The organism is Alteromonas aquimaris, from assembly GCF_026183695.1.
GTDB classification, from domain to species: Bacteria; Pseudomonadota; Gammaproteobacteria; order Enterobacterales; family Alteromonadaceae; genus Alteromonas; species Alteromonas aquimaris.
In genome coordinates this window covers 383,428-398,359 of the sequence record NZ_JAPFRD010000005.1, presented here as the reverse complement: position 1 = coordinate 398,359, position 14,932 = coordinate 383,428, and the positions used below count along the sequence as shown (strand labels likewise).

At 45.9% G+C, this 14,932-nt stretch carries 13 protein-coding genes; 1 reads left to right on the top strand and 12 read right to left on the bottom strand.

Going from position 1 to position 14,932, the window contains the following annotated elements; all coding sequences use genetic code 11:
* Nucleotides 1–172 precede the first annotated feature (172 nt).
* From tyrA to rpsP, 7 genes are all read right to left on the bottom strand, one after another.
* Nucleotides 173–1,315 carry a bifunctional chorismate mutase/prephenate dehydrogenase gene (tyrA, locus tag OPS25_RS04765; RefSeq protein WP_265616500.1) on the bottom strand — a complete coding sequence of 381 codons (1,143 nt, stop codon included), beginning with the start codon at nucleotides 1,313–1,315 and terminating at the stop codon, nucleotides 173–175.
* A 10-nt stretch (nucleotides 1,316–1,325) separates the two neighbouring features.
* Nucleotides 1,326–2,417, bottom strand: coding sequence for a 3-deoxy-7-phosphoheptulonate synthase (locus tag OPS25_RS04760; RefSeq protein WP_265616499.1), 1,092 nt, complete (start codon nucleotides 2,415–2,417; stop codon nucleotides 1,326–1,328).
* Between the two features lie 169 nt (nucleotides 2,418–2,586).
* Complete coding sequence (locus tag OPS25_RS04755; protein ID WP_265616498.1) at nucleotides 2,587–3,093, bottom strand: maltose acetyltransferase domain-containing protein; 507 nt, start codon at nucleotides 3,091–3,093, stop codon at nucleotides 2,587–2,589.
* Nucleotides 3,094–3,406: 313 nt separating this feature from the next.
* Nucleotides 3,407–3,766: a 50S ribosomal protein L19 gene (rplS, locus tag OPS25_RS04750; protein WP_265608733.1), complete on the bottom strand. Its 360-nt coding sequence runs from the start codon at nucleotides 3,764–3,766 to the stop codon at nucleotides 3,407–3,409.
* 18 nt (nucleotides 3,767–3,784) lie between these two features.
* Nucleotides 3,785–4,546 carry a tRNA (guanosine(37)-N1)-methyltransferase TrmD gene (trmD, locus tag OPS25_RS04745; RefSeq protein WP_265616497.1) on the bottom strand — a complete coding sequence of 254 codons (762 nt, stop codon included), beginning with the start codon at nucleotides 4,544–4,546 and terminating at the stop codon, nucleotides 3,785–3,787.
* On the bottom strand, nucleotides 4,547–5,068 hold the full coding sequence (rimM, locus tag OPS25_RS04740; protein ID WP_265616496.1) for a ribosome maturation factor RimM: 522 nt from the start codon (nucleotides 5,066–5,068) through the stop codon (nucleotides 4,547–4,549).
* Between the two features lie 22 nt (nucleotides 5,069–5,090).
* Complete coding sequence (rpsP, locus tag OPS25_RS04735; RefSeq protein ID WP_169210026.1) at nucleotides 5,091–5,342, bottom strand: 30S ribosomal protein S16; 252 nt, start codon at nucleotides 5,340–5,342, stop codon at nucleotides 5,091–5,093.
* 246 nt (nucleotides 5,343–5,588) lie between these two features.
* Between rpsP and OPS25_RS04730 the strand changes: the two genes are divergently transcribed.
* On the top strand, nucleotides 5,589–7,340 hold the full coding sequence (locus OPS25_RS04730; protein WP_265616495.1) for an ABC transporter transmembrane domain-containing protein: 1,752 nt from the start codon (nucleotides 5,589–5,591) through the stop codon (nucleotides 7,338–7,340).
* A gap of 521 nt (nucleotides 7,341–7,861) precedes the next feature.
* Here the strand turns inward: OPS25_RS04730 and OPS25_RS04725 are convergent.
* From OPS25_RS04725 to OPS25_RS04705, 5 genes are all read right to left on the bottom strand, one after another.
* Nucleotides 7,862–8,281: a tellurite resistance TerB family protein gene (locus tag OPS25_RS04725; RefSeq protein ID WP_265616494.1), complete on the bottom strand. Its 420-nt coding sequence runs from the start codon at nucleotides 8,279–8,281 to the stop codon at nucleotides 7,862–7,864.
* 216 nt (nucleotides 8,282–8,497) lie between these two features.
* Nucleotides 8,498–9,352 carry a DUF7281 domain-containing protein gene (locus tag OPS25_RS04720; protein ID WP_265616493.1) on the bottom strand — a complete coding sequence of 285 codons (855 nt, stop codon included), beginning with the start codon at nucleotides 9,350–9,352 and terminating at the stop codon, nucleotides 8,498–8,500.
* A complete protein-coding gene (locus OPS25_RS04715) occupies nucleotides 9,353–10,573 on the bottom strand; it encodes a phosphoenolpyruvate carboxylase (protein WP_265616492.1) in 1,221 nt (406 codons plus the stop codon). It abuts the gene before it with no gap.
* Nucleotides 10,573–11,208, bottom strand: coding sequence for a condensin complex protein MksE (locus tag OPS25_RS04710; RefSeq protein WP_265616491.1), 636 nt, complete (start codon nucleotides 11,206–11,208; stop codon nucleotides 10,573–10,575). The genes OPS25_RS04715 and OPS25_RS04710 overlap by 1 nt, the downstream gene beginning before the upstream one ends.
* Nucleotides 11,205–14,885 carry an ATP-binding protein gene (locus tag OPS25_RS04705; protein ID WP_265616490.1) on the bottom strand — a complete coding sequence of 1,227 codons (3,681 nt, stop codon included), beginning with the start codon at nucleotides 14,883–14,885 and terminating at the stop codon, nucleotides 11,205–11,207. Before OPS25_RS04705 ends, OPS25_RS04710 begins: the two co-directional genes overlap by 4 nt.
* Between the last annotated feature and the right edge of the window lie 47 nt (nucleotides 14,886–14,932).

Genomic DNA, 14,932 nt, shown 5'->3' with positions numbered 1-14,932 from the left:
CTACTTCATTACATGATCTGAGGTAAATATATATTGTACGTCAGCGGTATGAAAGGACATTTAGTGAATTAGGTTGGAAAACCCCATTTGCAGTGTTTATTTGTTGGAGGATCACCTTGATTAAACGATGGGGACGCACACACGTACATTAGCTTTTTGTTATCTGTACTCGCTACTTCCTCAGCATTTGGTCATCATCCGCTTTTAGCAATAATTGCTTGCTATCAACCAAGCATTTTTTGGCGTAATCGCCAAACCATTGGCCAATTGTCAAAAATTGTTTGATAAACGACGCTTTATCGCCTGTTTCAAGTTTATTTAATGCATCGCCGTAGCGTTTGTGAAAACGTTTTAACAGGGCAATGTTCTCGGGGTTAGCAAAAATAATGTCGGCATAAAGACTGGGAGCCTGCGCAAATAAACGTCCTACCATGGCCAGCTCCAGCCGATAGATAGGTGAGCTAAATACGGTGAGCACATTCAAATCCGGGTTCTCCTCTTGTAAATGGGCGCCGTAAACAAAGGTAGAAAAGTGACGCATGACCTGAATGTAGGCCATGGCTTGATCGTGTTGTTGGGCTGAGCTGTGATGTACAGCCGCGCCCCAGATGGTCATTTGCTCAATTAACCATTGGTATGCGGTGGGCATGCGGCCATCACACACTACCACTACCTGTTTAATCATGCCGGGTGCATCAGGTCCAAACATAGGGTGCAAACCCACCACCGGGCCTGGATGGACTTCTAACATGGTTTGCAAAGGCTTTACTTTCACACTGGTGATATCTGCCAGAATACAATCAGCTGGCAAGTTACCCAGTTTCCGAATGACGTGTTCAGTAACATTTATGGGTACAGCTACTATTACTAAGTTTGACTGATCTAATAAGGCTTGCGTGGCGGGATTATTCCAGTCATCTTTCTCTACAATCGCCACTGCATACCCACTCTTACTAAACAAAGAGCAGATTACTCTCCCTAAAGCGCCATTACCCCCTACCACGGTAACCTGCGTTATGTTGGCGTTGGCGCACCGATAGCGGTTATTCTGTGTGTGATAGGATTCCCGCATAATTCGACGTAATAAATCTTCTATCAGATCTGCCGAAACGCCAATCTCGTGTGCCTGTTGGCGGCGCTCTTGTATCAATGCCGCTTCCCGTTCGGGCACGAACACAGGCATCCCTGTGTGTGCTTTTATTTCACCGATTTTACCGGTTAACTGCGCGCGACGTTGCAGTAATTGAACCAGCTCAGCGTCTATAGCATCAATGCCTTCGCGCAGCTGAGCAAGTTGCTCATCGTATTTATTCATAGATGTCGATTTACGCTACTTCCTCACGCTTGTTTTGTCTTAATGGCAATACGGTAATGAGCTTGTCTCGGGTCTGCGTGATTAGATTTTCGGTGGTGCTCCAATCGATACAGCCATCGGTAATTGATACACCATACTCTAGTTCTTCTGGCCGTTTGCCGTCAGCATTCTGGCTGCCAGCATAAATATTACTTTCAAGCATAATGCCGATGATAGATTGGTTACCTTCAAGAATTTGGTTCACCACATTTTGTGCAACTAAAGCCTGTCGCTTATAATCTTTACTTGAATTAGCGTGACTGCAATCAACCACCAGCCCGGCGCTTAATGCCGCTTCCTGCAAAGCCAGTTCAAATTCAGAAATACATACGGAATCATAATTTGGTTGCTTACCACCGCGTAGAATAATATGCCCGTCTGGATTACCACTGGTAGCGATGACACTGACCTGGCCTTGCTGGTTAATCCCCATAAAACGATGCCCCGACGCAGCCGATTTTAAGGCGTTGATGGCGATGTCCAGACTTCCGTCTGTGCCATTTTTAAAGCCGACAGGCATCGACAAACCACTTGCCATCTCGCGATGCGTTTGCGACTCACTGGTGCGCGCGCCAATCGCACTCCAGCTAAATAGCTCGGCGAGATACTGTGGACTAATCGGATCCAGAGCTTCGGTGGCAACAGGAAGTTCCAGTTCTGCTAACCAGATTAGCAGTTCGCGCGCTTTTCTAAGTCCGGTTTCAATATCAAAACTTCCATCCATCTTAGGGTCGTTTATCAAACCTTTCCAGCCTGTGGTGGTGCGGGGTTTTTCAAAGTACACTCGCATAACAATAAATAGGGTATCTTTGCATGCTTCGTGCAGTTCTTTTAAACGCAACGCATATTCTTTTGCAGCGTCCACGTCGTGAATGGAACAAGGACCGCACACAACCAATAAGCGATGATCACGGCGGTGAATGATGTCCGCTATGGTAGCGCGGGCTTGGGAAATTACATTGAGCGCATGTGCCGACACAGGTAATTCTTCGCTTAACGCTTCAGGTGTTACCAGCACGTCTTCAGCGCTGATATGAATATTATTGACGGTGTCCTTAATCATTGTGCTCTCTAACCAATTGATGAATACAGGGGAATGAATGACTCTGCTAGTGCAATTTTAACTGTAAATAAATTTTTACATAAACAAGGAAGGCAACGTTTGCTGCAGACATTGACTTTTTATCAACAAATAATTAAGCGCGCAACCATTTCCTTCACTCTTTTCAAAATCATTTCTTAAACAGGTGACGTGAGACCACTACATTATCTGTTACTACAGTGTAATCAGGGATTGTCACACCGGGTAACACCGTAACCCGGTTCCCTAAGGTTACGTTTGTTCCAATAATAACTGGCTCAGCCCGTTGCAACCCTTGGCTGCGTTTGCGAAAATCTTTGGGATGGTGTAACCCACAGATTACCGCTTCATCGCCCACCGTAAGGTTCTCTCCTAACTCGACAAGACCAGCATCTAGGATGACCATTTTAGCGCCAATATTTACGTGACCCTTACTATGAATATTAAAGCCATAGTCGCAGTAAAACTGCTGACCAATTTCAAGCGATGCGACATTTGGGCACAGTTGTTTAAGTAAGGCTTCGCGCCCATTATCGGCAGAATCTGATTGATTAAGCTGCCAACAGAGATGTTTGGCGGCAAGGCGCGCCTGTCGTAAGGGCTTGGCATGAGTGGAATACCATTTCCCGGCGTAAATAGATTGCCAGATGGGATGCATATTTTTTACCTATTCTGGGTAACCGTTCAGAAGGAGCAAGACATCGAATCAAGCTATTGAGATAATCTAAGCAGAGACATCAATGCGTTATAAATCAATGTGCCAGACAGAAGCGGCAATTATCTGCGCTTATCTGGGTCACAGCTTTGCCAACAATAGAGGTTCACAACTTTCGTCTAATTGGTTACTCCCGGACTTCCTAAATACTGAAAATCGTGCGTGCAGCTTGAATGGTTATAATTTTATCAGATGCAAAAAACCCGCGTAAACGCGGGTTTTTTTTAAGTTAACAATAACGCAAGGATTAGTAATCTTAGTTAAGCTTCTCTTTGATACGTGCAGATTTACCTGAACGCTCACGAAGATAATAAAGCTTAGCACGGCGAACCGCACCACGACGTTTCACTTCAATTGAAGAAACAGCCGGGCTGTGGGTTTGGAATACACGCTCAACGCCTTCGCCGCTTGAAATTTTACGCACGGTAAAAGACGAGTGAAGACCACGGTTACGTTTAGCAATAACAACACCTTCATAAGCCTGAAGACGCTCTTTGTCACCTTCTGTAACGCGCACTTTAACCACAACTGTGTCACCTGGACCAAATGCAGGAACATCAGTTTTTAGCTGTGCTTGTTCAATTTTTTTGATGATATCTTGACTGATTTTGCTCATCATATCCTCTCGTCCTAGTTAACTGTCATCTTGCTGCAACTGTGCGGTAAACTCATTGAGTAACCGTTGTTGCTCCTCAGTCAGAGCTAGGTGATTTAATAATTCAGGGCGACGCTGCCAGGTTCTACCCAACGACTGCATCAACCGCCACTGCCTAATTTTTTCATGATCACCACTTAACAACACTGGTGGCACCGCTTTTCCGTCGAGTACTTCAGGCCGCGTATAATGCGGACAATCCAGTAGCCCTTCAGTGAAAGAATCTTCAATTGCCGATGCGTGATGCCCTAATACGCCGGGAACTAACCTGGCGACAGCATCCATCAACACTAGTGCAGGCAGTTCGCCTCCACTTAACACGTAATCACCAATTGACCATTCTTCGTCAACGTGGCTTTCAATTACCCGTTCGTCGATCCCTTCATAACGGCCGCAGACCAAAATCATACGGTCGTTTTGTGCCAGTGTTTTCACACCAGCTTGATCCAGCGGTCTCCCTTGTGGAGATAAGTAGATCACTTTACTTTTTTCTCCGCCAGCTTGTTTGGCTGCCGAAATTGCGTCTGTTAAAGGCTCGACCATCATCAGCATGCCGGGACCACCGCCATAAGGGCGATCATCCACAGTGCGATGGCGGTCGTGAGTAAAATCACGAGGGTTAAAATGGTCTATCGTAATTTTGCCTGACTTTACCGCCCGTCCCACAACGCCTTGCTGCGAGAACGGTGCGAACATGTCAGGAAATAAACTAACAATGCCGAACCATTTTTCCGTGGTCACTTAAAACCCCGGGTCCCAGTCTACCGTAATCACCTTGCCTGATTTATCTACCGACTGTACGACTTGATCGAATACAAACGGCAGTAACCTTTCTTTTTGACCAAATGCATCTTTACTGTTTGCTTTGACTTGTAAAACGTCATTCGCTCCCGTATTGAATACATCTTTGACTACACCCAAATCGTAACCTTGCGTTGTTACCACCTGCATGCCTGTCAGGTCGCGCCAGTAAAATTCGTCTTCACCCAACTCCGGGAGCTGGTCAGCTAAAATGTGAATGTCGAGATTTTTAATGCGTTCAGCATCATCCCGGCTTTCAACGTTTTCAATTTTAGCTACCAAAGACTTACCATGCGGACGCCACTGGTCAATTTGGTATTCTTTACCATCACCGAGAATCCACGGTGAATAGTTAAAAATACCTTCTGGTGTATCGGTATAGCTGTTGATCTTGACCCAACCTTTTACCCCATACGGAGCGCCAATTTTGCCAATTACAACTTTGTCAGACGCTTGACTCATCTATACCCACCACTTTTGCAGCTTATGCTGCTGATTTTTTAGCTTCTTTTACCAAGCTAGTTACGCGCTCTGACAAGCTCGCGCCAACGCCAACCCAGTAATCTACACGCTCTAGATCAACACGAAGACGCTCCGATTGACCTTGTGCAGTTGGGTTAAAGAAACCAACGTTTTCGATGAAACGTCCGTTTCTTGCGCGACGGCTGTCCGCCACCACTAGTTGATAAAATGGACGCTTTTTCGCGCCACCACGCTGTAAACGAATAGTAACCATAGTTGCCTCAAACTCGTTGTAGCGTTACCGTTAACTTACCTTCTTTGGCTGATGCAAAAAGCACCAGGCAATTTAGAAGGCCGCGGCATTATACGGATTTAGCGAACTTATTCAAGTTTTAATGATAAAAGATAAGGGGAAAAAGGGGGCGGAGTCATTTTACCAAACGTTGGGTAAAATGACTCCGCCCCCTTTTTCGAAATTAGATGTATATTTTTAATAGCTTTTCAACTAAAGGAATCCTTTGTGGCGATTGACACTCACGTAACCACCTCTGAAGTCTTGCACTGGGTAGGTACACATCTGGCGAAATATCGCTGGCAAGTTGCAGGGGCGATTATTGCTCTGTTTATTGCTGCCGGAGCATGGTTATTGCTGGGTCAGGGTATCAAGCTGGCAGTAGATGAAGGCTTTATTGAAAATAACCCGGCCATATTAAATAAAGCGGTGGCGGGTGTACTGGTCATTTGTTTCATCGCCAGTATAGCGACTTACTTTCGATTTTATTTAATGAGCTTTTTAGGGGAACGCATCAGTGCAGATATTCGTAATCAAGTGTTTTCCCATTTACTTACCCTCACCCCATCCTTTTTCGCCAAAACCCGAACAGGCGAGGTGATTTCTCGCTTTACCAGCGATACGACTGTTTTACAAACTGTTATTGGTAGCAGCGTGTCCATGGCGGTGCGGTCGGCCGTGACCTTTATCGGTGCGATTGTGCTGATGGCCATTACCAGCCCCATCCTCACATTATGTGTGTTACTTGCAGTACCTGCAGTGTTACTTCCCTTGCGACTGCTGGCGCCGCGCGTCAGAAAATACGCGAGGGAAAGCCAGGATAGAATTGCAGATCTAGGGGCGCACGTTGATCAGGCTCTGCATGAAATTACTACGGTGCAAGCGTTTAATGCACAGCTCGCGGAAATAATGTTGTTCAGCCAACGAGTTGGTCATTCACTACACGTGGCAAAAAAACGTATTCGTTATCGCTCTCAACTTATCGGTGCCATCATGTTAGTTAGTCTCGCAGCGATCACGCTAATAGCCTGGGTTGGTGCACGGCAAGTGTTTGCAGCGGAAATGAGCATGGGGGAGCTGTCTGCGTTCTTATTCTATGCGGTGTTAGCTGGCGGCAGCGTGGCCACTATCAGTGAAGTAATCGGAGACGTTCAACGCGGGGTGGGCGCAAGTGAGCGATTATTGCAGCTATTACACACTGCGCCTCTAATTCAATCGGGCAGTCAACCCTTGTTGATAGAAGCACATAAACCGCCCCCGATTCGCTTTGAGAAGATAAGGTTTGCCTACCCCGACAACCCTGTATTGTTTAATTCGCTCTCGTTAACTGTTCACTCAGGGGAAAAAGTGGCTCTAGTGGGGCCCAGCGGTGCCGGAAAAACCTCGTTATTTCAACTGCTACTCAGATTTTATGAACCTCAACACGGACAAATCAAGATTGGCTCGCAACCTATCAATCAAGTACGCCTGACGGATTTACGTAATACTATTGCCATAGTTACGCAAGACCCTGTGATATTTGCTGCCACGGTGTATGAAAACATTGCCTACGGAAATCCGGAGGCCGATATCGAAGATATTGTTAACGCCGCGAAGGCGGCCTTTGCGGATGAGTTCATTGAACAATTAGAATCGGGTTACCAAACTCAGCTGGGGGAACGGGGAGTTAGACTATCAGGCGGTCAGCGTCAGCGCATCGCGATAGCCAGAGCCATCTTAGCCAACCGCCCTATTCTGTTGCTCGATGAAGCCACCAGCGCGTTAGATGCGCGTAGTGAACAAATGGTCCAACACGCCCTAAGTCGTCTTATGCAAGGCCGTACTACCATTGTCATCGCTCACCGTCTCGCCACTGTTCAACACGCCGATCGAATTGTAGTGATGGAAAAAGGCAGTATAAAATCCAGCGGAACGCATCAAGAGCTGTTGGAAAGCGATGCGTTATACAGAGAGTACGCAGAATTGCAATTACTTAGCTGACTTAATGTAACGTGCTTGTTGGTCAACCTTGGCGTTTCCACCTAGACAACGCCCTTCTCGCCATGGGTTGCCCGCTACGTATAATTAAATGCTTCAATTCAGTGGTGACCATTTTCCCTCGTGGAGCCCACGCAACCCCTCTCGTTAGTAACAAGCGACCACTAAGTTTTTATTTTAAGTGTCTACCATTAAAAGGCGTTTTTACTTTTTTTCTATTTTTGGCGCCTGACCAAGGAGCTGAATAGTCGCGACGAGCGGATAAATTACATATGCGGCATATAATTAACATGAACGGATAAAATAGCTGGACCTGCTGAGCGAAGCTATATTTGTATCAAATGCAGAAGGATGTGGAAGACGTTAATCTCTGATATCAGGCGGGTGTAATAAGCAATTGGAATGTCTAAATCTCACCTTTCTTATTAAGCGTGGAGGCCAGCAACTAAAAAGGTGCTGGCAGCAAGAAATAATAAATCCAAACGGGTATTGGAGAAAGAATTTACACTTAACCTGCATAACCTCTAAGAAAAAGATTGCGTCGCCCCAGAAGGTTGAGAAAGGGCGTCTTTACACAATAACGCTTTTGCTAGCAGTTTATGAGATAACAATGACAGCACTTCCCTTTCTTTTTCGTTACGTTCTCCATCTACACCGGTGATTTGCATGGCCACTTCCATGGCTTTATCAGCATCAAATGACAAATGCTCTTTTAACGACTTGAGCAATTCAAGTCCATTACCTTCATCCAGTGCCTTGCGGGTTTGGTAGATCGCATCGGTTAAGAACGCATCGACACTTATCGGACTTTCCCACTGCATTTCGTCAATTACAGAATCAAGGTATTCCTGTTCGGTTATGGTGACTTTCCCGTCAATTTGATATAGCAGTACGGAAAGCTGGATGAGCGCTTGATTGAAAGACTGTTGACTAGATAACTGCATAGATATTTCTCCACCTTTGTGCATAAACTTTTGCACAACCACTTGCGGTGAACACTGAGACCACCGTTTATTGAAGACGGTTTCAAGTCTACCAAGTTGAGCATGACACGCCTATTACGCGAACATGACAAATTCGGTTCAGCTTGTTAACACAATGTAAATTATAGCGTCTATTGGGCATTTTAAAAGAGATGAATTTGTAACAAAATGAGCGGATTATAAATTGACCGTGTAAAGATGCAGAGAACTCGCCAGTATTACTTGTTGAAGAATCGCCAATGGCTGATGACCGTTGACAAGACGTTTAACTGCTTCGATATTGTTTGCTTCATCACGGGCACGTAAAAAATTTACCGCATTCTGCTGCTTTCGCCACAAATCAATTCGGTTAAATTTTAAAACGATATGCTCGTCTAACGTGGGTAACAATAGAGCAGATAAACGCGGTAATGTCAGCGCTATTTTCGCCCCTTCCGGATCATAGTCACAAAAAGCGATAACTTGAACGTGGTTGGGTAATCCGGTCAAGAGTGCTTTTACGCCTTTGCTGACAGATTTTTCGTGTCCTCTATAAACAGCGATAGTGTGCTCACATCGTTGTGACCAATTCGCGCTGTGCCACTGGTCAAAAATATCAAGGTTCTCAACTACGACCACCGTTTTGAGTTTTGAAATTTGAAGTGAGGAATAAGACGTTCTGATGGCGTTACCTGGTGGCAACCTTACCCCCTCCCCAATACACGCAAAATAACCCTGATGATGGGTGATTAAAATTGCTTCACTTTCCGGTGTGATTGGCGCCTTCTTTTCAAATTTCGACACCGTTGAAAAATCGATACGGCTTTGTCCCGCCAATGGAAGCATTAACAAATCAGGCTCATGCAACCGCACTATTTGTTTGAATTTTTCTTTGGTTTGGGGGGTGAAGCGTAATTTTTTACCTTTCCAGGTTAATAAATCCCCGTACGCGTCACGCAGATATGCCGATAGCTCCAAGGAGGGAGTAAACTCCAGCTTTGCACCGGTAAGAAACAGTACCAGTGACTTCTGCTGTTGTTTGGAGAGCACCATTTAACGCAGACCTAATTCCACATCTTCGATAATATAATTGCCCGAATAGACCGGATGACTTTCGCCTGTCGTTTCGATGGCAAAATAGGTCTGTTCTTCCAGCGTCAATCCCTGATAGCCTCCTATAACCTGATAAATCCAAGCCTCTGCGTCAAAATCGAGAGCATTTTCATTAAGGTATTCCAGAGCGGTTATACGTTTACCGGTAGCAATAACATCACAGAAATAACCTTCTACCGCTTGCTTCAGTTTATCTTCCTCAAACACAACTGCCGATTGTTTCTCTATAGTAATCTTTTGCGCCGCGCGTTCAGGTTGTTCTTGCTGACGGGAGCGGTTTAATGCTTTGATAGTACCCACCAGCTGCTGCAAATCGTTTTCATGTTCTACCCGTTTGACATCGACGGCCGCCGGAACAATCAAATTTGCCGCCTGGTTAAACAGCATGGGAACATGGGTAAGCTTGGTATAATTTCCAGGCGCAAAATCTGGCTTTTGCTCCATGTGCAGCATAAAGCCTTTTAATAAGCGGGTACGCCCCCTAAACTCTCGAAAACGGCCTAGTAAAGCCAACAGTCTGGCCTGCACAATTGACAGTTCCTGGGTAACCCGTGAAAAGCTGTGCTGTAAGGTTACAATGAGTAAATGACGCAACTCGCGATTGTTACCGGCTAACTCGCTTAGTTCTTCAAAACGAAACATTTCCAACTGTTTTAACAGCTCAGACACCTGAGATTGGGCCAGCTCATTTTCACGAATTTTTGCGTCTATCGAAGCCACATAGCCGAACTCGTTATTGATTCGACTGAACAAGGTTCGCACGCTGTTCGATAAGGATTCTGTCAGCCCGTAAACATGCTCGGTCAAATCCGAGAGATGTGCTTCACTTTCGGCGTAGCGGCTATGCGCCAAGGCCTCCTTATAATGATGAGCGAGCGTTTTAAGGCTTGCCAGCGCGGAACCAATATTGGCGTCTAACTGACGATTGCGCTCATCGTGCAAGCTAGACTCAAGTAAGCTTCTCACGGCATTTTTCAGCCGCAGTCCTACTTCTTCGTCGGGTCGCCATAACACGCCAAGTTGAATCAGATTGTCGATGACTTTGGGACTATGTTCGCGCTCATCCAGCGAGCCCGTCAGATAAACCTGCATGATTAAATCAGCGTGGCGGCTTAAGGCGTTTAAAAACTTGACCCCCGACTGCCGTAAGTTCTGATTCATTATAACAGGCTCCCTTGCTGCACAGCTTGATCTGCTTGCTCGGAAAGAGATAAGGCTTCGGTTTCATCGATAAACCGGATCACCTCGTACAGGTATTCAATTTTTCCAGTTGCCAGAAAAATCTGTTTTTCCTGATTAGGTTTTATTAAATAGCCTAAGTCGGTCAAGCGCTTGAAAACCTGTTTAATTTGTCCATCCAGTGACGTGCTGGTCGAGCCAAACAAACGATAGCGGGATATTTTTTCCAGCTGTTCTGCATAGGCTGGTGTATCTTCGATCGTGCTTTGTAACTCGTTTAATCGAATTGCACTGCCCTGCGTCACAGGTACGTCGTTGCCCGCCGCCTGTTGCACCAAAAGCAACCATTCGACCAGCGGCAATAAGTTGCTGGAAATTTCCTGAAATTGGTTTCCCAACACTTTGCGCTCAGCGTCAGCCAACGTCTGATAGGCGGCAAAAAACACGTCGCCGTCAGCGGCGGTGGCCAATGTCCGGTTAAGCACATTTAACTGACTCTCTATTTTGTCGCTGTTTGGAGTAGACTTCAGGTAGCGCCAGGCGTCCTCATCAGTGATTTGACAAATAAACGACCCGGACAATAATAATTCTAATACTCTTCCCTGTTCGGTGATCATGCTTCCACCTCCTGCTGACGCTTCTTAATCAATTCGCTAATGGCGCTAACTCGAGGCTGCACTACCTGTAACTGACGGGTTGCTTTATCGATCAAATAACGGTTGGCGAATAATGATAATACTTCGGATTCAGGGTTAGGGAATGCGCCGACCACAGAGATATTATTTTTCTGACAGGCATCGAAAATTTTCTTCACGTTATTTTGATGCAATGTGCCTAATTCATCTATCGGCCAGTGGATAATAGCATCAGCCTTACCTCTTAACAGCCGTGTAAAGGCGAGCAGGAACTTACATAAAATCAGGTAAGCCATCCCATGACTGGACGACTCATTTAACTGCCGATCGGTGCGGATAATTAAATCGGAATTACCTTCTTTTATGTGTAATTCAATATCCAGCAGGTTACTTATGCCTCCGGAAAGTGCTGCTCGACCTAAAATGTCTAACACCCTGCGCATGCTCATGGCGTAATCATCGTCAGGTAGCGCTACGCTCCCTGAGGCAATCCATTCTTCATACAAATGGTTGAACTGGGTCAGTTCTGGCCAGAACTCTAATTCTGAGATGCGAGATCGGATCTTAACCGCAGAATTTGATACCCCATCTAAGAACAATTCTTCATCAACTTCTTTACTGATGCGTTTACTCTGACTGACGATACGGGTGTCAATATCTTTTAACACATCGTAAAACGAGGTTAAATCTGCACCGAATATGCGTCCCTGCTCACGTAATCCCTGGAGTTTTTGCGGCACAATAACGTTTAGTAACTGCGCGAGATGACTAACTAATCGGCGATGGTCCACGCTTTTATGACCCTGCGGCGTCATTACTGCGCATTCTTCCCGCGAGCGCTCCCACGTATCCGATAGTCCCGTTCCCGCTTGCGCTGCGATCAACTGGTCAAAATGTTCAACGTGCGCTTTGATGTCATCGAGTAATCGCTGGCGTTCCTGTAACAGTGATTGCCCTTCTGATATTCGTTGACCAATCTGGCTTGATGTGTTGCCTGATTCATTCGCCAGTTCTTGCTCAGGCAGACTCATTTTGCTTAATTGTCTGGTGATTTGTTGAACATCGTGTTCGTTTTCTTTGGCAGTTTTTAATTGATGTTCAAGCTCAGTCTGCTTATCTTTAAGCTGCTGACGGGTCGTCTTGTACTCTGCGCCTCTTTGTTCCAGCTCTCGTAGTGCCTGCGCCGCTTCTTTTTTGGCCTTTGCCAGACCTTTTTGCCACACCACTTTGTGTCCGGTGAAAACCGTTTTGTACCAGTGCTCAAACTCACTCACCTTATGACGATTACGTTCGGTAACGTCTATATCATGCTTAATCTGCTTGAGCTGTTTTTGCAGTGTCCCTATTTCATCCACGTCTACGCCACGGTTTGCCAACTCGTCCGCCAGCCACTGCTCGCACTTAAGCTTATCTGCTTTCGCCGCTTCTTTTGAACGCACTATATGCTGTTCAATCTGCCGGATCGTATCTTGCGTATCCGCGATTAACTGTTGCCAATGAAACTGCTGTTCTGTTTCCGCTTCACGCTGCTGGTCCTTAATTTCGTTAACCGCTTCATTATGTTGTGCAATACAAGCTTTTTGTGTTGTTTCGTTGGCAGCAAGACGTTTTTTACCCTCTTGTTTGCGCTCTGCTAATGCCTGCACGTATTCCTGATGAACCTGATCGCGATCAGCTTGCGCACGCTTGCGGTTAGCTTCGCTGGTGCGGGTTTCACTCTCGCATTTACTTAGGGCGAGTTCCTTGTTGCGAACATTTTCACTGGCGGTAGAAAGCTGAGTTTCGGCTTCATTCTGCTCAGCCAGCTTTTCGGCTAATTGGTTTTGTGCTGCCGATAGTTTTGCCTGCAACGCTTGTTCACTTTCAGCGTATTCGGGTGTGTCTACCGAAGTTAAATCTAAGCCGACACCAAATATACCCTCGTGACTATCGAGCAGTTGCGGCTTTAAATCATTCCGGGATAGCAGTTGGGGGTGAATCACCTTCCCTAAACTCTGCTCCCAGCCTGATTTTTCGTGGCGTAAAAACTCCAGTAAACTGTTATTTCCCGGATACAGAAGCGCTTCAACCTTATTCACCTGGGTTTGCTGTTGTTGAAACGCAACGCGGGCCTTTTCCAGTGTACCGTTTGCCGCCTCGCGCGCTTTCACAGCCGCCTGGTATTCAGATTGGGCGCGACGTTGGGTCTCACGACTACCATCTTCACGCACACTCGCTTCTTTAATGGCTGCATCCAGCAAATCCAGCTGACTTTGTTCAAATTCACTAAAACCTGCATTTTTGAGACCGGCAGAAATTTCTGCCTGTGTGACTTTAAGGTCGTTCAAACGGCTCTGGTGTGCTGCTGCTTCGACTTGCAGTTGCTGCTGATATTCCTCTCTAATACTTTGCAATTGCGCCTGTTGCTCAGCTTTTTGCTGATCCAATTTATCTCGTGCCGCTTCACGCTCTTCACTAAACGCTTCAAGTTCGCTAGCGTGTTTCTCATTAAGTTCTACCAGGCGTTTGTTGAATGCAGACTGCACATCCTGGTGCTTTTCGGTCAACAACTGGTACCGACTGTTAAGCGTCTCTCTTTCACTGAGCCACTGAGGCAGTTTACTGACGTTTTGCTTTAGTGTGTCAATATCCTGCTCTTGCCAGGCCTCGAACTCTTGTTCAACTGAGTCCAGATCTTTTTCATATTTACTGGCATCCGCTTTTGCACTGGAAAGCAATTGGTTCAACGTATCTCGCTGCGTACCCCACTCAGTTTCAATAGTTTTTAAACTATGTAACGTATCTTCAAGCTGTTGCTCGCTTTGTTGGATATGGCTGGCAAGATAAGACAAATCGAAATTGAATTGCTGCTTTAACTGTGCCAGGCGTTTTTCACTGTGTAGTAGAGCATGGTCAGCCTGCTCTAGCTTGGCGAACTCTGGACGAATGGCGTCGAATTCTTTTATCAGATGACACTCACGGATCCAGTCTTCGACCCGATTACGGCTGAGGTTGGAACTAGGGGGCTGAACGCCGTCTTCTTCCAAAATAGCAGCAATCATGGCTTTGATCGTTTCCATTTTGCCTTCTTTTGAATGCACTGCTTTAGCCAGTTTCTCAATGTGACGAAGGTGCACGCCGGATTCAGCCAGACTAAAAATGCTCGCGTAGCCTAGCAGTTCGCGGCTGTTAGCTACCGAATTCAGCGTTGCTCGGTCATTTTGCAGTATGGCTCGGTAATCTCGAGTATTGAGCAGATTGGTAACCAGAACATTATTGCGCTTCAAATTTCTGGCAAGTTCGTTCATGCCGATAGAGGCGTGCTCACCCGATTGGTTTTTATACAGGTAGTCAGTTAATTCAAAAGGTTTACTAATATATCGATAATTGACGCCCGAGCCTGATGAAGCCAAAACCGCCTGACATAAATCCCCCTGACTACGCTCAAATTCATAAATTATGTAACTTGATTGGCGTGGCAAATACCACTTTTCAAAACTATCCCGGGTAGCAGGGACAACCCGGCTCGGGTATTCCCCATAAAACACTGGGACAAGACGTTGCAGGGTTGTTTTGCCTGATGCGTTGGTACCGCAGATATTGGTATGTCCATCAAGCTTAAGTTCCACCACTCCAGGTAAGTGGGTGTCGATTAATATAATACGTTTTAAACCGGCCATAGCGTTCCTGATTTATTGATCGCTGATCTGTTGATTCATCTGGCGTT